We start from the raw sequence: 18346 nt of genomic DNA on the forward strand, positions 1-18346 counted from the left end.
GCCGGCAGAGGCAAGCCATGCGCCGGATCAGTCCAGCGTCGAACCACTCACAGCCACACCGCGCTCGGGAAAGAACAGGCGCTGCAACTCGGCTCCCGGATTTGGCGCACGCATAAATGCCTCGCCCACCAGGAAAGCATAGACCTCACTGATTTCCATCAGCTCGACATCCGCCCGATTGAGGATTCCGCTCTCCGTGATGACCAGGCGGTCACGGGGGATGCGCGGCAGCAGGTCAAGGGTGGTTTCCAGGCTGACTTCGAACGTATGCAGGTTGCGGTTATTGATCCCCAATAGCGGGGTATCAAGGGTTTTCAACGCGCGATCCAGCTCGGCGCCGTCATGGACTTCCACCAGTACATCGAGACCCACACCCTTGGCGACAGCCGCCAACTCGGCCATTTTCACGTCATCGAGTGCTGAAACGATCAACAGCACACAATCGGCGCCCAATGCCCGGGCTTCGACAATCTGGTACGGGTCGATCATGAAATCCTTACGGATCACCGGCAGCGTACAGGCCGCACGAGCCTGCTGCAGATAGACATCGGCGCCCTGGAAGTAATCGACATCCGTCAGTACCGACAGGCAGGTCGCCCCACCCTTCTGGTAGCTCTTGGCAATGTCGGCCGGGACGAAATCCTCGCGGATCACACCCTTGCTCGGCGACGCCTTCTTGATCTCAGCGATCACCGCCGGCTGCTTGAGCTTGGCCTGTGCCAGCAACGCATTGGCAAAGCCACGCGGCGCATCGGCCAAGGCGGCCAGGCGCTCCAGTTCGGCCAGGCTGACCCGGGCGCTGCGCTCGGCCACTTCCTCGACTTTACGCGCGAGAATACTCTCCAGAACCGTCGGCACACTCATCCTTCATTCTCCTGCTTGAAAACTGCGGTGAACGCACCCAGCTCTTCGAGCTTCTCCCGAGCCAGCCCGGTATGCAGTGCATCGTGGGCCAATGCCACACCCTCCTTGAGACTATAGGCGTGGTCGGCCGCATACAACGCGGCACCAGCATTGAGCACGATCATTTCCGCGGCTTTCTGGCCGTTTTCGGTCTTGCGTCGACCCAGGGCATCGCGGATCAACTCCAACGAGGCCGCCGGGCTCTCGACCACCAGGCCGAACAGGCTCTGGCTCTTGATGCCAAGGTCTTCAGGCTGAACCCAGTACTCGCTGATCTGGTCATTTTTCAGCTCGGCCACGTAGGTCGGCGCAGCCAGACTGAACTCATCCAGGCCATCCTGGGAGTGCACCACCAGCACATGCTTGCTGCCCATGCGCTGCAACACTTCAGCCAGTGGCCGGCAGAGCGCCTGGGAGAATACCCCGACGACCTGATGTTTGACCCCGGCCGGATTCGTAAGCGGGCCGAGCATATTGAACAGGGTGCGCAGGCCCAGGTCACGACGTGGGCCTGCGGCGTGCTTCATAGCACCGTGATGGCTTTGGGCGAACATAAAGCCGATACCCACATTATCGATACAGCGCGCCACCTGGACCGGTGTCAGGTTCAGATAGATCCCGGCAGCTTCAAGCAGATCGGCACTGCCGCTCTTGCCCGACACGGCACGGTTACCGTGCTTGGCCACGGTGCAGCCCGCCGCCGCCACGACAAAAGCCGATGCGGTGGAGACGTTGAAAATGTTCGCGCCATCACCGCCGGTGCCGACCACGTCGACTACACCGTCGAGGGTCTTGAGCTCGACCTTGTCCGCCAGCTCGCGCATCACGGAGACGGCTCCGACGATTTCATCGATGCTCTCGCTCTTCATGCGCATCGCCATCATAAAGGCGCCAATCTGCGCATCGCTGCATTGGCCGGTCATGATCTCGCGCATGACATCGCGCATTTCTTCGGTGCTCAGGTCCAGATGGCCGACGATACGGCTCAGGGCAGTCTTGATATCCATGAAAAGTCCTTAGCGCGTGCCGCCGGTTTGCTTGAGAAAGTTAGCGAACAGCTCGTGGCCCTGCTCGGAAAGAATCGATTCGGGGTGGAACTGCACCCCTTCGACGTTCAATGTCTTGTGGCGCAAGCCCATGATCTCGTCGACCGAGCCGTCGGCCAACTGGGTCCAGGCGGTCAACTCAAGGCAGTCGGGCAAGGTTTCGCGCTTGACCACCAGCGAGTGGTAACGCGTCACGGTCAATGGCATGTTCAGGCCAGCGAACACGCCTTTGCCTTCGTGGAACAAAGGGCTGGTCTTGCCGTGCATCACTTGCCGGGCACGCACCACATCGCCGCCAAAAGCCTGGCCGATGGATTGATGGCCCAGGCACACACCCAGGATCGGCAGCTTGCCGGCGAAATAACGAATGGCTTCCAGGGAGATCCCGGCTTCGGTCGGCGTGCACGGGCCGGGGGACACCACGATACGCTCGGGGTTGAGGGCCGCAATCTCGGCGACGCTCAATTCGTCATTGCGCACGACTTTGACATCCGCGCCCAACTCACCGAGGTATTGCACGACGTTATAGGTAAAAGAGTCGTAATTATCGATCATCAACAACATGGCAAAAGCTCCTCAGGCGTCGGACTTGGGGGGTTGTTCAGCGAGCGCAACGGCGCGGAACATCGCGCGGCGCTTGTTCAGCGTCTCTTCCCACTCCAGGGCCGGCACGGAGTCAGCGACAATCCCGCCGCCGGCCTGCACATGCAACTCGCCGTCCTTGATCACCGCAGTGCGGATCGCAATGGCCGTGTCCATATTGCCGTTCCACGCAAAATAGCCCACGGCACCGCCGTAGACCCCACGCTTGACCGGCTCCAGTTCATCGATAATTTCCATCGCACGAATTTTCGGCGCGCCAGACAACGTGCCCGCCGGCAGGATCGCCCGCAGGGCATCCATTGCCGTCAGGCCTTCCTTCAACTGCCCGGTGACGTTGGAAACGATGTGCATCACGTTGGAATAACGCTCGATCACCATCTTCTCGGTGAGTTTCACCGAACCGATCTCGGAAACGCGGCCCGTGTCGTTGCGGCCCAGGTCGATCAGCATCAGGTGCTCGGCAATTTCCTTGTCATCGGACAGCAAGTCTTCTTCCAGCGCCCGGTCGGCTTCCTCGGTAGCGCCCCGCGGGCGGGTCCCGGCAATCGGCCGTACGGTAATCAGATTGTCTTCGACGCGCACCAGCACTTCCGGCGAACTGCCGACAACATGGAAGTCGCCGAAGTTGAAGAAGTACATATAAGGCGTCGGGTTGAAGCAGCGCAGCGCCCGGTACAGATCGATAGGCGCGGCCTTGAAATCGATGGACATACGTTGCGACGGCACCACCTGCATGCAGTCGCCGGCCAAGATGTATTGCTTGATGGTGTCGACCGCGCGCTCGTAGTCCGCCTGGGTAAAGCTGGAGCGGAAAACCGGGTCGCCAGCCTGCTGCCGGTTGAAATCCAGGCCCGGGCGCGGCGTGATTGGCTGGCGCAGTTGCTCGAGCAAGGCTTGCAGACGCGCCTGGCCCTGCTCGTAGGCATTTTCCTGGGCCGGGTCGGCCAACACGATTGCATGCATCTTGCCGGCCAGGTTGTCGAAGACCACCACAGCATCGGACACCATCAACAAGATATCCGGCACGCCCAGGGGATCCGGGTTCGGGCACTTGCCCAGGCGTTTTTCGACATAGCGCACGCAGTCGTAGCCGAAGTAGCCGACCAGCCCACCGTTGAAACGGGGTAGCCCAGCAATGGACGGCACGTTGTACCGAGCCTTGAACGTTTCGACAAACGCCAATGGATCCGCCACTTCATGGCTTTCGATCTCCACACCATCGTGGCTGATGCGCACGCTGTGGTCGTGCACACGCAGCACTGTGCGACATGGCAGGCCAATGATCGAATAGCGGCCCCATTTTTCTCCGCCTTGAACCGACTCCAGCAGATAGGAGTTCGGCTGGTCGGCCAGTTTCAGGTAGATCGACAGCGGCGTGTCGAAGTCGGCAAGGGTTTCGCAGGCAAGCGGAATACGGTTGTAGCCGGCAGCGGCCAAACGCAGGAATTCTTCGCGGGTCATGATCAGCCTCGTGGCTTGAGGGTCAAACAGTCAGGTATGCAAACGCGCCGGAACAGTCCGGCCAGATTAAAGTCAGGCGCGCCAACGCCAGCGGGCCAAGGCCTTGATGACTTTCATCCAGAGTTTGCGAGTGACCACCACGATGGAATCTCTAGGAGGGGTGTTATCGGAATCCGACGACCTTAGCTCAGTGCCATCATCTAAGCAACCAGGGAGCAGCGCACGCAGGTCGTCGATGACCAAGGCCGGCTCTTCTTCGGCAATCGGGCGCCCATGGTTATAGCCATAGCTCAACGCCACACAGGTCACGCCGGCCGCCTTGGCCGCCTGGACATCGCTGCGCGAGTCGCCGATGAACAGGGATTGTGACGCCGGGACGTTGGCCATCTTCATCACAAAGAACAGCGCCGCCGGGTCGGGTTTTTTCTGCGGCAAGGTGTCGCCGCCGATAATCCAGCGGAAATAACGACCGATCTTCATCTGGTCCAGCAGCGGCGCGACAAAACGTTCCGGCTTGTTGGTGATCAGGGCCATTTCCACACCCTGTTTGTGCAGCCACTTCAGGGTATCGCGTACGCCCGGATAGACCACGGTCAGGTCATGGCCGTCGGCATAGGCCTCCATAAAAATATCCAGAGCCTGCTCGGCCAGGGCGTCATCGACACCCGAGTGGTCGATATCGCCCGCCAGGGCACGGCGCACCAGCACCGGGGCACCGTTGCCGACCCAGTGGCGCACAGCCTCCAGCCCGACGGGCGCGCGGCCAAGCTTGAGCAGCATGGTATCCACGGCGGCTGCCAGGTCTGGCACCGAATCGATCAACGTACCGTCTAGATCGAACATCACCAGTTTGGGCAGGCCGCCAGGAAACAGCTGCTCGAAGCCACTCATGGACGGGCCAGCGCCAGTTCGGCACGCATCTTGGCGATGACGTCCTGATAGTCCGGGGCATTGAAAATGGCCGAGCCGGCGACAAAGGTGTCGGCACCCGCCGCAGCGATTTCACGGATATTGTTGACGTTGACCCCGCCATCGATCTCCAGGCGGATGTCACGCCCGCTGGCATCGATCAGCGCCCGCGCTTCGCGCAGCTTGTCGAGGGTGGCAGGGATGAATTTCTGCCCGCCAAAACCCGGGTTGACGCTCATCAGCAGAATCATGTCGACCTTGTCCATCACGTACTTGAGTGCATCCAGGGACGTGGCCGGATTGAACACCAGGCCAGCCTTGCAGCCGCCTTCGCGGATCATCTGCAGGGAGCGGTCGACGTGCAGCGTGGCTTCCGGGTGGAAGGTGATATAGGTCGCGCCGGCTTCGATAAAGTCGCCGATGATCCGATCCACCGGGCTGACCATCAGGTGTGCGTCGATGGGAGCGGTCACGCCGTACTTGCGCAGTGCCGAACACACCATCGGGCCGATGGTCAGGTTCGGTACATAGTGGTTGTCCATGACATCGAAGTGCACGATGTCGGCGCCGGCGGCGAGAACATTGTCCACTTCCTCACCCAGGCGGGCGAAGTCGGCGGAGAGAATCGACGGAGCAATTGCGAAGGGCTGCATGACGCACCTTTTTTGAGCGGAATCACGGTGGCGCGCATTGTATACCTCATGCTTTGCCCCGCGCACCGTAGCCGCGATGATTGGCCGCAGCTCTAATACGCGGCCTGGTAGATTTTCTCGATGTCCGCGGCACTCAACCGGCGCGGGTTATTGCGCATCAATCGCTCGGTCTGCGCGGCCTCGCGGGCCATGGCCGGGATTGCCTCCCGAGGCACATCGAAGTCACGCAAGCCAGTGGGAATATCCAGTGCCGCGCACAATGTGGACATCGCAGCCACCGCCTGATCGGCCGCTTCGAGCACACTCAAGCCAGTGATCCTGACGCCCATGGCGGCGGCAATATCCTGCATGCGTTCGACGCAGGCCATCTTGTTCCAAGTCATCACATGGGGCAGCAGCATGGCATTGCTCACGCCGTGGGGAATATTGAAGTTGCCGCCCAGGGGATACGCCAGCGCATGCACGGCGCCGACGCCGGCGTTGCCAAACGCCATGCCGGCCATCAGGCTGGCGGTGGCCATATCTTCGCGGGCCTGCAGATTGCTGCCGTTGGCATAGGCCTTGGGCAGCGCCCCGGCGATCAAGCGAATGGCATCGAGGGCCAGGGCATCGGTGATGGGTGAGGCATTGAGTGACAGGTACGCCTCGATGGCGTGCACCAGGGCGTCGACCCCGCTGGAGGCCGTGACGCCCGGCGGACAGGTCAGGGTCATCTGCGGGCTGACCAGCGCGACATCCGGCAACAGGTAATCGCTGACGATGCCTTTTTTCGAATGCGTGGAACGATCCGACAGGATCGCCACATTGGTCACTTCCGAACCGGTTCCCGCAGTGGTCGGGATGGCAATCAGCGGCGGCCCCTTGCGCGGGACCTGATCGATGCCGAACAGGTCCTGCAACTCACCGTGATAGCCCGCGTAGGCCGCAACACTTTTGGCGATATCGATCGCACTGCCACCGCCCAGGCCGATCAACCCATCATGACCACCCTCGCGATAGACGCGCATGCAGTCCTCGACGATGGCCACCTCCGGGTCAGGCAGTACCCGGTCAAACACCCGGTATTCGCGTCCCCCCAGATGGGCCAGAGCCAGATCCACGGTTCCCGACTTGACCAGGACCGCATCGGTGACGATCAAAGGGTGATCGATATCCAGGCGGGTCAGCTCGGCGGCCAGTTGTTCAATGGCTCCTTGGCCCGTCAGCAACTTGTGGGCGATCTTGAATGCAGCGATACGCATGATCTCGGCCTCTTCTCCAAAGTGGGCAGGGGCAAGCGTAGCTGGAGATTTCCCAAAAGCCGCAATTTCTCGTGGCCGCCAGGCCGCAACGATCCCCCCGGCCTTACACCAGAGCCGTACGCAGTTTCTCGCTCCGTCCGCGCAACCACTCCAGGGTCAGCAGCAAGATCACCGAGAAGGCAATCAGCAGGGTCGCAGCGGCAGCGATGGTAGGGCTGAGGTTTTCGCGAATGCCACTGAACATCTGCCGAGGTAGGGTCGCCTGCTCAGGCCCGGCGAGAAACAGTGTGACTACCACCTCATCGAAAGACGTGGCAAAGGCGAACAAGGCCCCGGAAATCACCCCCGGTGCAATCAGCGGCAAAGTCACCCGGCGAAAGGCTGTCAGCGGCGATGCGCCCAGACTCGCCGCAGCGCGGACCAGGTTGTAGTTGAAGCCCTGTAGGGTCGCCGACACGGTAATGATGACAAAGGGCACGCCGAGGACCGCGTGCACCACGATCAGCGAGAAGAAACTGTTGCCCAGCCCCAGCGGCGCGAAGAACAGGTAGCTGGCCACACCGATGATCACCACCGGCACCACCATCGGCGAGATGACCAGCGCCATGACCAGGGCCTTGCCAGGAAACTCGCCACGTGTCAGGCCGATGGCCGCCAACGTACCGAAGACCATTGCCAGCACCGTCGCCGCCGGGGCCACGATGATGCTGTTCTTCAGGGCGCGCATCCACTCCGCAGAAGCGAAGAAGTCCTGATACCAGTGCAGGGAAAACCCTTGCAGCGGATAGACCAGAAAACTGCCCGAGTTGAATGACAGCGGAATGATCACCAGCACCGGCAGGATCAGGAACAACAGGATCAGCCCGCAGAGAATGCGCAAGCTGTAGAACCAGACCCGCTCGACGGGCGACATGTAGGGGCTCAGCATTTCGACTCTCTCCTTAGCTCAGGCGCAGGCGACTGGCGCCAATCAGCCAGCTGTAAATCAGGTACAACACGACCGTCGCCAGCAACAGCAGACCGCCGAGCGCCGTGGCCATGCCCCAGTTAATGCTGGTGTTGGTGTAGAACGCGACGAAGTAGCTGACCATCTGATCGTTCGGGCTGCCAAGCAACGCCGGGGTGATGTAGTAACCAATGGCCAGGATAAAGACCAGCAGGCAACCGGCGCCCACCCCCGCGTAGGTCTGCGGAAAGTACACCCGCCAGAAACTGGCGAACGGATGGCAACCGAGGGAAATAGCGGCACGCATATAGGTAGGTGAAATCCCCTTCATCACGCTGTAGATCGGCAAGATCATAAAGGGCAGCAGAATGTGGACCATGGAGATATAGACACCGACCCGGTTGAAGACCAGCTCCAGCGGTTTGTCGATCAGCCCCATGCTCATCAGCGTACTGTTGATCAGGCCGCCCGACTGCAGCAGCACAATCCAGGCCGCGACTCGCACCAGGACCGAGGTCCAGAACGGTAGCAGCACCAGGATCATCAGCAGGTTGCTCTGGCGTGCCGGCAGGTTCGCCAGCAGATAGGCCAGGGGGTAAGCCAGCACCAGGCAGACGGCGGTGATGACCAGGCCCATCCAGAACGTACGGGCAAAGATATCCAGATAGATCGCCTGGTCAGGTGTGGCTGCGGCCACCTCACCCAGGTCGTCGATTCGATGATCGACCGCCGCCAGCAGGTAGAACGGCGTGATGCTGCTGGTGTTGCGCCGGATCGCCTGCCAGTACGCCGGGTCGCCCCAACGCTCGTCGAGACTTTCCATCGCATCTTTATAAGCACTCGGCTCGCTCTTGAACGGCAAGGCGCGCGCGGTTTTGGTCAGCAGGCTGCGATAGCCGGCCAGTTCCATGTTCAGGCGCTTGGACAGATCGCCCAGCACCGCATTCTTGCGTGCCTCGGACAGGTCCTCGCTGATGGCCTGGTAGACCGGTTCGCCAGGCAAACCCTTGCCGTCCCAACCGGCAATCGCGGTGACGGTGCGTGGCAACGCATTCACCACTTCCGGGTTGCCGACACTTTTGTACAACAGCGCCACGATCGGCACGAGAAACACCAGCAGCAGAAACAGCACCAACGGTGCGATCAAGGCCTGGGCCTTCCAGCGATTGACCCGCTCGGCACGCGCCAGGCGCTGTTTCAGGGTGGGGCTGGTGACCTCGTTCACGGGAACGGAAATGGCCATGACAAACTCCGGCAATCTTTAAACGAAGCGGCGCCAGCGAACACCTGGCACCGCGCTTTCGGTAACGCAGACTTACTTCTTGGCAGCCCAGGCGTTGAAGCGCTGCTCCAACTGCTCGCCGTTGTCAGCCCAGAAGCTGACGTCGATCTGCACCTGGTTGGCGATGTTTTCCGGGGTGGTCGGCATGTCTTTCAGGATCGCCTTGTCGAGCAGCGGAACGGCCTTGGTGTTGGCCGGACCATAGGCAATGTTTTCCGAGAAGGTCTTCTGCTGCTGCGGAGCCACCGAGAAAGCGATGAATTTCTTCGCCGCTTCGGCGCGCGCCTTGTCCAGGCCCTTTGGAATGGCCCAGGCGTCGAAGTCATAGACCCCGCCGTTCCAGACCACCTTCAAATTGCTTTCTTTCTGCACCGCCGCAATTCGACCGTTGTAGGCCGAGCTCATGACCACATCGCCGGACACCAGGTATTGCGGCGGCTGAGCACCGGCCTCCCACCACTGGATATTCGGCTTGAGTTCGTCGAGCTTCTTGAAGGCACGGTCCTGGCCATCCTTGCCGGCCAGCACTTTGTAGACATCCTTGGGCGCAACGCCATCGGCCATCAAGGCGAATTCCAAGGTGTACTTGGCGCCTTTACGCAGACCGCGCTTGCCCGGGAATTTCTTGGTATCCCAGAAGTCCGCCCAGCCACTCGGCGCCGTGCTGACCTTGTCGGCGTTGTAGGCAAGCACTGTCGACCAGACAAAGAAGCCGATGCCACAAGGCTGGACGGCACCCGGGATGTAATCCGCGGTATTGCCGACCAAGGCCGGGTCGAGGGGCTCGAACATATCTTCGTCACAGCCGCGCGACAGCTCGGGCGACTCGACTTCCACCAGGTCCCAGGACACGCTCTTGGTGTCGACCATGGCTTTGACCTTGGCCATTTCACCGTTGTACTCACCCGCAACGATCTTGCCGTTGCCCGGCTGGGCTTCCCAGGGCGCGTAGAACGCCTTGGTCTGGGCGGCCTTGTTGGCACCGCCAAAGGAAATCACGGTCAGATCGGTCGCAGCCATCGCATTGGCCGCACACATCAGCCCCAGGGACAGGGCCGTCAGCTTCAGGGATTTTGACATTTATTCTTCTCTCCACAGTGCAGGTTGGTGAAGCACGAGGCGATCACCGCTGCGGTGCAAGCGCATACGGATTCGCTTCTATTAGTTGGCTTCCAGCAACGGGTCGAGCGCGCGAACGTGCTCGACCTGCCAGCCAATCGGAACCACATCGCCAACGGCCAGTGCCGGATCCAGCTCGGCAATCGGCTGTTTAACGAAGAAATCAGTCTTGCCACAGACTTCCAGGCGCACCCGAACGTGGTCGCCCAGGTAAATGAACTCCGCCACCCGACCGGAAAACCGGTTGACGCAGGACTCGCTGGAGCCGTTGAGGCTGACCCGCTCAGGGCGGATCGACAGGGTCACCGGCTCGCCGGTCTGACCGACATTCACCGCCAGCGCCTCGACCTTTTCGCCCCGCGCCAGCTCGACCACACAACGCTCGCCCGTGCGGCTAAGCAGACGGCCGTTAAGGCGATTGTTCTCACCGATAAAGTTGGCGACAAAGGTGTTCTTCGGCTCTTCATAGAGCGTGCGCGGGGGCGCAATCTGTTGGATCTCACCCTGGTGGAACACCGCCACGCGGTCGGACATGGTCAGGGCTTCGCCCTGGTCGTGGGTCACGTAGACCACGGTCACGCCCAGGCGCTGATGCAGGTGCTTGATCTCCATCTGCATATGCTCGCGCAGCTGTTTATCCAGAGCGCCCAGCGGTTCGTCCATCAACACCAGTTGCGGTTCGAACACCAGAGCCCGAGCCAGTGCGACGCGCTGCTGCTGCCCGCCGGACAATTGCGCCGGATAGCGCTGGGCGAAGGCATCCAGCTGCACCATGCTCAGTACGCGCTTGACCCGCTCGCTGACGTCGGTCTTGCTCAGGCCGCGCACCGTCAGGGGGAATGCCAGGTTCTCGGCGACGGTCATGTGCGGGAACAGCGCATAGTTCTGGAACACCATGCCGATATCGCGCTTGTGCGGCGGCACATTGTTGATCGAGCGCCCTGCCAGCTGGATCTCGCCGGCGGTGGGCGTCTCGAAACCGGCCAGCATCATCAGGCTGGTGGTCTTGCCCGACCCCGAGGGACCGAGCAGGGTGAGAAACTCGCCCTTGCGGATTTCCAGGTTGAGGTCTTTGACGATGAGGTTCTCGCCGTCGTAGCTCTTTTGCACGCCACGAAAACTGACCAGTACATCGTTCGCCCCAGCGCTTGAATCAACCTCGCTCATACCCACACCTTTTGTATTGGACTGCCGTAACTAAAGACTAATCAAGCCGGCAACGCGCGCAAATCGGGAGGCAAGAGAGAATTGCCTCAGGGCTATGGAGGGTTTCTTGTAGGGAACGCCCTACAGAGATGGCGCAATTTGATATGTGCCCAGGTCGCGATCGCCCCAGCGCGTGCCGCGCGGACGGGGCGCGCTCAAAAAGCGTCGTAAACAGGTATGCGCCTCAGCCATCGGTAGATGCCGCCCGGTGGGCAGACGGACATCGGGGGCGATGCTTAAAGCAGCTTGTGCTCCATGGCGTACTTCACCAGTTCAGCCAGTGACGTGATCTTGAGCTTCTGCATCAGCCGCGCCTTGTGGGTGCTGATGGTCTTGCTGCTCAGCGCCAACTGCTGGGCAATATCGTTGACATTCGCGCCCTGGGCCAGGCGCTCGAAAACCGAGAATTCGCGCTCCGACAACAGCGTATGCAGGGGGCGGGTGTCGGTCAGCCCGACTTCGAAGACCATCCGGTCGGCCAGGTCCGGATCGATATAACGCCCGCCGCCCGCCACTCGCCGGATCGCCGTCAGCAGCAGCGCCGGATCGCTGTCCTTGGTCGCATAGCCGGCAGCGCCAACCTTCAAGGCCCGGGCGGCCATCTGCGCTTCGTCGTGCATCGACAACACCAGGATCGCCGGCGGATTGCTCAACGCACGAATGCGCGCAATGGCCTCAAGGCCGTTGACCCCAGGCATCGAGATATCCAGCAGCACCACTTCACAAGGGGTTTGGCGCAGCGCGTCGAGTAACTGCTCGCCATTGCCGGCCTCACCCACCACCTGGAGGTCCTTGGCCAGGCCGATCAACTGCTTGATACCTTCACGAACGATGGTGTGGTCTTCGGCTACCAATACACGGATCACTGGGTTCTCCTGGTGGTTATCTAGCGGGCGGATGCCCGGTTGGTGGCGATTGAGGGGGACATTCGCTACGACGCACTGCCCGTGTCTACAGATCCAAGGGGACTCGCACGCTCAGGGTGGTGCCCTCGCCCGGCTGGCTGTCCAGCGTCAGGCTGCCGCCCATGATCAGGACACGCTCACGCATGCCGACCACACCGAAGGATGTCGGCCGGCCCGGCTTACGGACAAAGCCTACGCCATCATCGCTGATGCTTAGGCACAATTCGTTGCCTTCGATCACCAGCGTCAATTCGACGGTATGCGCCTGGGCATGGCGCAGCACATTGGTCAGCGCTTCCTGAAGAATCCGGAACAGGCCGATGGCCTTGGCATCGCTCAGGGTGGGCAGGGTTTCGGGCACCTGCACCAGGCAGGGAATATGGCTGCGCGCCTCAAAACGGCGGGCCTGCCACTCAATGGCCGAACCGATGCCCGCATCGAGGATCGGCGGGCGCAGTGCGGTGGCCACATCCCGGACCAGTTGAAAGAGCTGGGCAATCAGCTTCTTCATACTGTTGAGCCGTTCATTCAGCCCGGGATCGAGCTGGGCATACGCCAGCTCGCACATCGAGGTCTCCAGTTTCAATACCGTCAGCATCTGACCCAGCTCGTCATGGACTTCCCGGGCAATACGCGCCTTCTCCTCTTCGCGCACGCTTTCCAGGTGCGCCGACAGCTCGCGCAACTGTTCCCGGGAGCTGGCCAGTTCCAGCTCGATACGTTTGCTCTCGCTGATATCCCAGACAATGCCGTCCCAGACCACACTGCCATCGTCCAGGCGCCGGGTAATCGCCTTGATCTCGGCCCAGCGTTGCAGCCCTTCACGGGTCAGGATCCGCCCCTGCCAGGTCCAATCGCTGTCACTGTCCAGGGCGCGGTCCTGCACCACGTGATAATCGCCACGATCATCCGGATGCACCAGGTTGCGCAGGCCCATATCAGGGTGGCACAGGGTGGCCGGCGAGTACCCCACCAGGCTTTCGCTGCCTTCGCTGATGTAGGGAAAGTGCAGTTCGCCGGTCAGCGGCACCCGTTCCAGGCGAAACACCAGCCCGGGCACGTTGGCCGCAATCCCTTTGAGCCGCGCCTGGCTTTCCTGCAGCGCGGCCTGTGCCCGCCGCCGCTCAGTGACATCGTTGAGATAGACCACCAGATATTCACTGTCGCGAAAGCGCAGAAAGCTCAGCGACACATCCGCCGGCAAGATGCTGCCGTCGGCCCGAATGCACTGCGTCTCGAAACTTTGCGGGGCCTCGTCGCTGGCCCGCGCACGCTTCCACAGACTCAGCCAGCGATCCATGTGCAGGTTCGGTTCGAAATCGATCAGCGGCCGCTCCAGAATCCCGCCCGCCTCATAACCGAGCATTTCCTCGGCGGCCCGGTTGGCATAACGCACATGGCTGTCCCAATTGACCCAGAGAATGCCCACGGTGCTCTGGTCGATGGAAAACTGGGTCAGGCGCAGCGCCTCTTCATTGGCGGCCCGTTGGGCGATATCTTCCCGGGCAACCAACAGGCGCTGCTCCAGGCTTTTTTGCTGGCGCCGCTGCCAGGTGACAATTGCCATGCTCGCCAGGAACAAGGCGCCCAGCAGCAAGCACAGGTTTTGCCAGAACCCCGGCGACTCGGTCAAACGGGGGTACTGGGCCTTGAGCCAACGATTGTGCAGTTCTTCCAGTGCCTTGGGGGCAATGCCGTGCAAGGCTTTTTCGACGATACCGGCCAGCTCGGGCCAGTCGCGCCGCGTGGCCACCCGCAGCAACTGCGGCAGGCCGATATCGCCGACCACCACCAGATCGGCGAACTCAGGCTCGGCGGACAGCCGACTGAGCTGGGCTTCGTCGATCACGGCGTAACGAGCCTGGCGACTCAGCACCAATTGCAGGGCATGGCGCTCAATCGGCACCCCCTGCAGATTCAAATGTGTGTAGTTGCTGCGCAGGTAGTCGGCAATCGCGCTGGGCATGCGCACGGCGACCCGCTCCTGGCCGTCGATTTTTTCCAGATCCACCGCACGCGCCCCGCTGCGCTCGCCGACCACCAATTGCGGGATACGCATATAAGGATCGGAAAACTGCCATAACCGCAGGCCGGCCGGGGTTTGGCTCAAGCCGGGGGCAATGTCGATCTGGCCTTCGCGCACGGCCTTTTCCAACTGGGCCAGGTCGGCAAAATGGCGCCAGACCAGCTCGACCTGCAGGCTCTTGGCCAACCAGTTCATCAGCTCGACATTGACCCCCGACAAGCGCTGCAAACGCCGGTCGAACTGCGCATACGGTGCCTGTAACACCAGCCCGACGCGCAACTGGCGATGCTGATCGAGCCATTGGCGCTGCTCGCCGCTCAACGACGCCAGTACCCCGGGAGCAGGCGGACCTGCCCACGCGATCAAGGGCAGGCACAACCAGGCAATCACCCACAGACAACGAAAAGGCTTCATTCCGAGATCTCACACACTGACAAATACTGAACAACCCATTAGGCTGCCAGGATTACTTCTGGCCTGGAAATTGCGATGCCCTTTGCTCACCGCTCGGCACTCCCTGCATTGTGCCTGTCACTGATCCTACCTTGTGCCCTGGCAGCTGAAACCGCCACACCGGCACCGGACGCCGCCCCGGCCAGCGAAGCCAGCCCGCCTGCCCGGCTGCCCCTGCTGGAACGCAGCGAGGAAGACGCCCTGGCCCTTGAGCGAACCGTGCCACAACAGGAGCAACAGTCGCTGCAGGCTGCTGACGGTGAAACCTTCCTGGCCCTGTGGAAACCGGCCAACACCAGTGAACCGAGCGGCGCCGTCATTATTATTCCTGGCGCCGGCGAAACGGCTGACTGGCCGCAAGTGATCGGTCCTTTGCGCCAAAAATTGCCGGACGCTCAGTGGCACAGCCTGAGCATCAGCCTGCCGGACCTGCAAAGCGAAGCCGCGCAGCCCCGCAAAATCGCAACCGAACCACCCGCTACCGAGCCGCCGGCAGTGGACAGTAGCAGCAAAGAGGCCGCCAGCGCAGCGACCCAGCCGATCGAGCAGGCCGCCAGCGCCGAGACCACCAATGAGGCTGCCGAACGTGCCGCCGCCAACCACGAAGACCCGCTCAAGGCCGACGCCGAACGCATCTTTGCCCGTCTGGATGCCGCCATCGCCTATGCCCAGCAACAGAACGCCCGCGGCATTGTCCTGCTCGGCCACGGTACAGGCGCCTACTGGGGCGCCCGCTACATCAGCGAACGGCAGCCACCGCAGATACAGAAGCTGGTGCTGGTGTCAGCGCAGATCCCCACAGAGGCCAAGCCCGATTTGACGCAGTTGCTGCCGACATTGAAGCTGGCGGTGGCGGACTTCTTCTATAACGACAAGCCACTGCCTCGCCAGAGTGCCGCGCAGCGCTTGCAGACCAGCAAGCGCGACAAGGGCTCGAACTTTACCCAGATTGCCTTGAGCGCACTACCGGGCAACAGCGCCGCGCAGCAGGAACAGTTGTTCCGCCGGGTCCGCGGCTGGCTAAGCCCGCAGCCCGTCGACAAGCCCTAGGCCGGCGAACCAGCCGCACCGTTGCGCCAAGTTGCGCAGCGGCGCCGGCCGACATCGGCAGGCGCACTAGCGAAAATCGCGCCGCTCGCGGATCAGTGCATAGGCGCTGTGCAACTGGCGGGTTTTATCGGTCGCTTCACGCACCTGGGCCGCAGTGGCACCACTGCCGGCAACCTTGTCCGGATGATGACGGCTCAACAACCGCCGATAGGCCCGCTTGATCTGCGCCGGTTCACTGCTCTGCGACACACCTAGCACCCGCAACGCCTCCTGATAAGCGCCAGCACTGCCCGCGAGCCCCCGTTTGGTGTGCGGCTCGTAGTCATTGGCCAGGGCCTGCAGCTGCTGCGGTGTCCAACCCAGCCAATGCCCCCACTGACGAACCAGTTCGCGCTCGGCCGCCCCAGCCCGGCCATCGGCCCATACCATCCGCCAGCACGCGCGCAAGACGCCCTCGGCCGCATGGGGTTGCCTGCTGAGACGACGTAAGTAACCGCGCAGACGATCATTGCCATTCTTGCCGCGATTGAACGCCGCAATCGCCCGGCGCTGCGCGGTTTCGCTCATATCCAGCTGGCGCATTTCGTCACGTGCCTGCTGAATATGGCCTTCCACAACCCGCCCATCGCACTTGGCGAGGCGTCCGAGCAAGACAAACAGCAGCTCGTCATTGCGCAACGCCGCACGCCCACCCAGCCGCTCGCGCAACTGTGCCAGGCTGTGCAATTGCAGACGGCGGTCCAGCGCCTGCCCCAGCAGTGCGCCCAGCATGGCCCCCGGAATACTGGCTACGAAATAGCCTGCTCCAGCTCCAATCAGAGTCCCTGGCCACAACATAATTAGCTCCGCGCCTTGAGCAGAGATTCGACCTCGGCCAGCCGATCGACCGTCCCGACGTCAACCCAGTGCCCCTGCAAACGCTCACCGCTGACCTGCCCGATCGCCATGGCCTGACGCAACAACGGCGCCAGCTTGAAGGCACCGGCTGAACAGCCGGTGAACAGCCGAGGATCCAGGACAGCGATACCGCTATAAGTCAACGTCTCGACGCCCGCCTCGGCGTCGCGGACCGTTCCATCGTCCAGGCAGAAGTCCCCCGCCGGGTGGTGTGCCGGGTTTGCCGCCAGTACCAGATGGGCCAGACCGGCGATGGGCCGATGCAGCGAAGCAAAATCGCAGTCGGTCCAGATATCGCCATTGACCACTAGAAAGGGCTCATCCCCCAGCAATGGCAAGGCCCGGTAGATGCCACCACCGGTTTCCAGCGGCTCGCCTTCAGCCGAGTAACTCAGGCTCAAGCCATATCGCTGGCCATCGCCCAGGTAGTCCTCGATCTGCTGGCCAAGCCAGGCGTGATTGATCACCACTTCCTTGAAACCTGCGGCAGCCAGTGCCCGCAGATGGAACTCGATCAGCGGCACCCCACCCACGCGGATCAGCGGCTTGGGGGTGTGCAGCGTCAACGGGCGCATTCGCTCGCCCTTGCCCGCCGCGAGAATCATTGCCTTCATGCCCGGGCTCCGGCCGCGGCCACCAGGCTGGCGAGTAGTTCACCCAGTTCGGCCAGTTCAGGACGACGCACCAACACCGCTTCTATATAAGCCAGGAACCGTGGCACATCGCCCAGATAGCGTGGCTTGCCATCACGGTGGCAGATGCGGGCAAAAATACCGATGACCTTCAGGTGTCGCTGCACGCCCATCAAGTCGCTGGCACGCAGGAATTCGTCGAAATCAGCCGGCACCGGGATACCCGCCGCGCCAGCCTGGCGCCAGTAATCCTCGAGCCATCCCCGAACCCGCGCCTCGGGCCAACTGAGAAAGGCATCCTTAAATAGGCAGGTCACGTCGTAGGTCACCGGCCCGTACACCGCATCCTGGAAATCCAGCACGCCGGGGTTAGGCACACTCACCATCAGGTTGCGCGGCATATAGTCGCGGTGCACCAGCACTTTGGCCTGGGCCAGGGCGCTGTCGATCAGCTGCGCGCTGACACGCTGCCAGAGCCCCTGTTGATGGGCGTCGAGTTCAATACCCAGGTGCCGGCGCACATACCACTCGGGAAACAGTTCCAGTTCCCGACGTAGCAAAGCCACGTCATAGCTAGGCAGCTCGGCCTCCATGGGTAACTTTTGCAAGGCCAGCAGTGCCTGCAGGGCGTCCTGGAACAAAGCGTCAGCGTTGGCTTCGTCAATCACATCCAGATAGGTTTTATGACCCAGGTCACTGAGCAATAAAAAGCCGCGCGGCACATCCTGAGCAAAAATTTGCGGCACATTTATGCCGCTGGTTGCCAGCAATGCAGCGATATTGACGAAGGGTTGGCAGTTCTCCTGGGGCGGCGGGGCGTCCATCACGATAAAACTGCGACCCTCGCCTTCCCAGCGAAAATACCGCCGAAAACTCGCGTCACTACTGGCCGCAGTCAACGTGGCCGGGGGTACGCGCCCCCAGCCCTGGGCGTGGAACAAGCCGGCCAACTGTTCGTCGAGCCAAACTTTCAGGTGTTGCAGGCGTACATCTTGGTCAGGCATTACAAGGGTC

General features: G+C 61.7%; 17 protein-coding genes. 1 reads left to right on the forward strand and 16 read right to left on the reverse strand.

Annotated elements, in window-relative coordinates:
- Positions 1-27 precede the first annotated feature (27 nt).
- The 13 genes from trpC to NPS46_RS24220 form a co-directional block, all read right to left on the reverse strand.
- Positions 28-864, reverse strand: a complete 837-nt coding sequence (gene trpC / locus NPS46_RS24160) for an indole-3-glycerol phosphate synthase TrpC (RefSeq protein ID WP_274111712.1) — start codon at positions 862-864, stop codon at positions 28-30.
- Positions 861-1910, reverse strand: a complete 1050-nt coding sequence (gene trpD, locus NPS46_RS24165; protein WP_274111714.1) for an anthranilate phosphoribosyltransferase — start codon at positions 1908-1910, stop codon at positions 861-863. The genes trpC and trpD overlap by 4 nt, the downstream gene beginning before the upstream one ends.
- A gap of 9 nt (positions 1911-1919) precedes the next feature.
- Positions 1920-2513: an aminodeoxychorismate/anthranilate synthase component II gene (locus tag NPS46_RS24170; RefSeq protein ID WP_274111716.1), complete on the reverse strand. Its 594-nt coding sequence runs from the start codon at positions 2511-2513 to the stop codon at positions 1920-1922.
- A 12-nt stretch (positions 2514-2525) separates the two neighbouring features.
- Positions 2526-4013: an anthranilate synthase component I gene (gene trpE / locus NPS46_RS24175; protein WP_274111718.1), complete on the reverse strand. Its 1488-nt coding sequence runs from the start codon at positions 4011-4013 to the stop codon at positions 2526-2528.
- 72 nt (positions 4014-4085) lie between these two features.
- Positions 4086-4904, reverse strand: a complete 819-nt coding sequence (locus NPS46_RS24180; protein ID WP_274111720.1) for a phosphoglycolate phosphatase — start codon at positions 4902-4904, stop codon at positions 4086-4088.
- Positions 4901-5575 carry a ribulose-phosphate 3-epimerase gene (gene rpe, locus NPS46_RS24185; RefSeq protein ID WP_274111722.1) on the reverse strand — a complete coding sequence of 225 codons (675 nt, stop codon included), beginning with the start codon at positions 5573-5575 and terminating at the stop codon, positions 4901-4903. The genes NPS46_RS24180 and rpe overlap by 4 nt, the downstream gene beginning before the upstream one ends.
- A gap of 92 nt (positions 5576-5667) precedes the next feature.
- Positions 5668-6816, reverse strand: coding sequence for an iron-containing alcohol dehydrogenase (locus NPS46_RS24190; RefSeq protein ID WP_274111724.1), 1149 nt, complete (start codon positions 6814-6816; stop codon positions 5668-5670).
- A 103-nt stretch (positions 6817-6919) separates the two neighbouring features.
- The gene (locus NPS46_RS24195; protein WP_274111726.1) at positions 6920-7744 is read right to left on the reverse strand and encodes an ABC transporter permease; all 825 of its coding nucleotides are present in this window, start codon (positions 7742-7744) and stop codon (positions 6920-6922) included.
- A 13-nt stretch (positions 7745-7757) separates the two neighbouring features.
- Positions 7758-9005 (reverse strand): ABC transporter permease, encoded by a 1248-nt coding sequence (locus tag NPS46_RS24200; protein WP_274111728.1) that lies wholly within the window; start codon positions 9003-9005, stop codon positions 7758-7760.
- 72 nt (positions 9006-9077) lie between these two features.
- Positions 9078-10124, reverse strand: a complete 1047-nt coding sequence (locus tag NPS46_RS24205; protein WP_274111730.1) for an ABC transporter substrate-binding protein — start codon at positions 10122-10124, stop codon at positions 9078-9080.
- Between the two features lie 81 nt (positions 10125-10205).
- Complete coding sequence (locus NPS46_RS24210; RefSeq protein WP_274111732.1) at positions 10206-11330, reverse strand: ABC transporter ATP-binding protein; 1125 nt, start codon at positions 11328-11330, stop codon at positions 10206-10208.
- A 275-nt stretch (positions 11331-11605) separates the two neighbouring features.
- Positions 11606-12235 carry a response regulator gene (locus NPS46_RS24215; RefSeq protein WP_274111734.1) on the reverse strand — a complete coding sequence of 210 codons (630 nt, stop codon included), beginning with the start codon at positions 12233-12235 and terminating at the stop codon, positions 11606-11608.
- An 85-nt stretch (positions 12236-12320) separates the two neighbouring features.
- Positions 12321-14714: a PAS domain-containing sensor histidine kinase gene (locus tag NPS46_RS24220; RefSeq protein WP_274111736.1), complete on the reverse strand. Its 2394-nt coding sequence runs from the start codon at positions 14712-14714 to the stop codon at positions 12321-12323.
- A gap of 75 nt (positions 14715-14789) precedes the next feature.
- On the opposite strand from NPS46_RS24220, the gene NPS46_RS24225 reads away from it, so the two are divergent.
- The gene (locus NPS46_RS24225; RefSeq protein ID WP_274111737.1) at positions 14790-15803 is read left to right on the forward strand and encodes an alpha/beta hydrolase family protein; all 1014 of its coding nucleotides are present in this window, start codon (positions 14790-14792) and stop codon (positions 15801-15803) included.
- A 66-nt stretch (positions 15804-15869) separates the two neighbouring features.
- Here the strand turns inward: NPS46_RS24225 and NPS46_RS24230 are convergent, their stop codons facing one another.
- Genes NPS46_RS24230 through NPS46_RS24240 form a run of 3 tightly spaced genes read right to left on the reverse strand, consistent with a single transcriptional unit; the run spans position 15870 to position 18336 of the window.
- Entirely contained in the window at positions 15870-16640 is a 771-nt protein-coding gene (locus NPS46_RS24230) for a TerB family tellurite resistance protein (RefSeq protein WP_274111739.1), read from the reverse strand.
- A 2-nt stretch (positions 16641-16642) separates the two neighbouring features.
- On the reverse strand, positions 16643-17314 hold the full coding sequence (murU, locus tag NPS46_RS24235; protein WP_274111741.1) for an N-acetylmuramate alpha-1-phosphate uridylyltransferase MurU: 672 nt from the start codon (positions 17312-17314) through the stop codon (positions 16643-16645).
- Positions 17311-18336, reverse strand: a complete 1026-nt coding sequence (locus NPS46_RS24240; RefSeq protein WP_274111743.1) for an aminoglycoside phosphotransferase family protein — start codon at positions 18334-18336, stop codon at positions 17311-17313. The genes murU and NPS46_RS24240 overlap by 4 nt, the downstream gene beginning before the upstream one ends.
- Between the last annotated feature and the right edge of the window lie 10 nt (positions 18337-18346).

The organism is Pseudomonas putida, from assembly GCF_028682395.1.
In the GTDB taxonomy this organism is placed as follows: domain Bacteria; phylum Pseudomonadota; class Gammaproteobacteria; order Pseudomonadales; family Pseudomonadaceae; genus Aquipseudomonas; species Aquipseudomonas putida_AB.

Bases quoted from the DNA above. Each gene is read 5' to 3' on its own strand.
- trpC (WP_274111712.1), bottom strand. From the start codon at position 864: ATGAGTGTGCCGACGGTTCTGGAGAGTATTCTCGCGCGTAAAGTCGAG.
- trpD (WP_274111714.1), bottom strand. From the start codon at position 1,910: ATGGATATCAAGACTGCCCTGAGCCGTATCGTCGGCCATCTGGACCTG.
- NPS46_RS24170 (WP_274111716.1), bottom strand. From the start codon at position 2,513: ATGTTGTTGATGATCGATAATTACGACTCTTTTACCTATAACGTCGTG.
- trpE (WP_274111718.1), bottom strand. From the start codon at position 4,013: ATGACCCGCGAAGAATTCCTGCGTTTGGCCGCTGCCGGCTACAACCGT.
- NPS46_RS24180 (WP_274111720.1), bottom strand. From the start codon at position 4,904: ATGAGTGGCTTCGAGCAGCTGTTTCCTGGCGGCCTGCCCAAACTGGTG.
- rpe (WP_274111722.1), bottom strand. From the start codon at position 5,575: ATGCAGCCCTTCGCAATTGCTCCGTCGATTCTCTCCGCCGACTTCGCC.
- NPS46_RS24190 (WP_274111724.1), bottom strand. From the start codon at position 6,816: ATGCGTATCGCTGCATTCAAGATCGCCCACAAGTTGCTGACGGGCCAA.
- NPS46_RS24195 (WP_274111726.1), bottom strand. From the start codon at position 7,744: ATGCTGAGCCCCTACATGTCGCCCGTCGAGCGGGTCTGGTTCTACAGC.
- NPS46_RS24200 (WP_274111728.1), bottom strand. From the start codon at position 9,005: ATGGCCATTTCCGTTCCCGTGAACGAGGTCACCAGCCCCACCCTGAAA.
- NPS46_RS24205 (WP_274111730.1), bottom strand. From the start codon at position 10,124: ATGTCAAAATCCCTGAAGCTGACGGCCCTGTCCCTGGGGCTGATGTGT.
- NPS46_RS24210 (WP_274111732.1), bottom strand. From the start codon at position 11,330: ATGAGCGAGGTTGATTCAAGCGCTGGGGCGAACGATGTACTGGTCAGT.
- NPS46_RS24220 (WP_274111736.1), bottom strand. From the start codon at position 14,714: ATGAAGCCTTTTCGTTGTCTGTGGGTGATTGCCTGGTTGTGCCTGCCC.
- NPS46_RS24225 (WP_274111737.1), top strand. From the start codon at position 14,790: ATGCCCTTTGCTCACCGCTCGGCACTCCCTGCATTGTGCCTGTCACTG.
- NPS46_RS24230 (WP_274111739.1), bottom strand. From the start codon at position 16,640: ATGTTGTGGCCAGGGACTCTGATTGGAGCTGGAGCAGGCTATTTCGTA.
- murU (WP_274111741.1), bottom strand. From the start codon at position 17,314: ATGAAGGCAATGATTCTCGCGGCGGGCAAGGGCGAGCGAATGCGCCCG.
- NPS46_RS24240 (WP_274111743.1), bottom strand. From the start codon at position 18,336: ATGCCTGACCAAGATGTACGCCTGCAACACCTGAAAGTTTGGCTCGAC.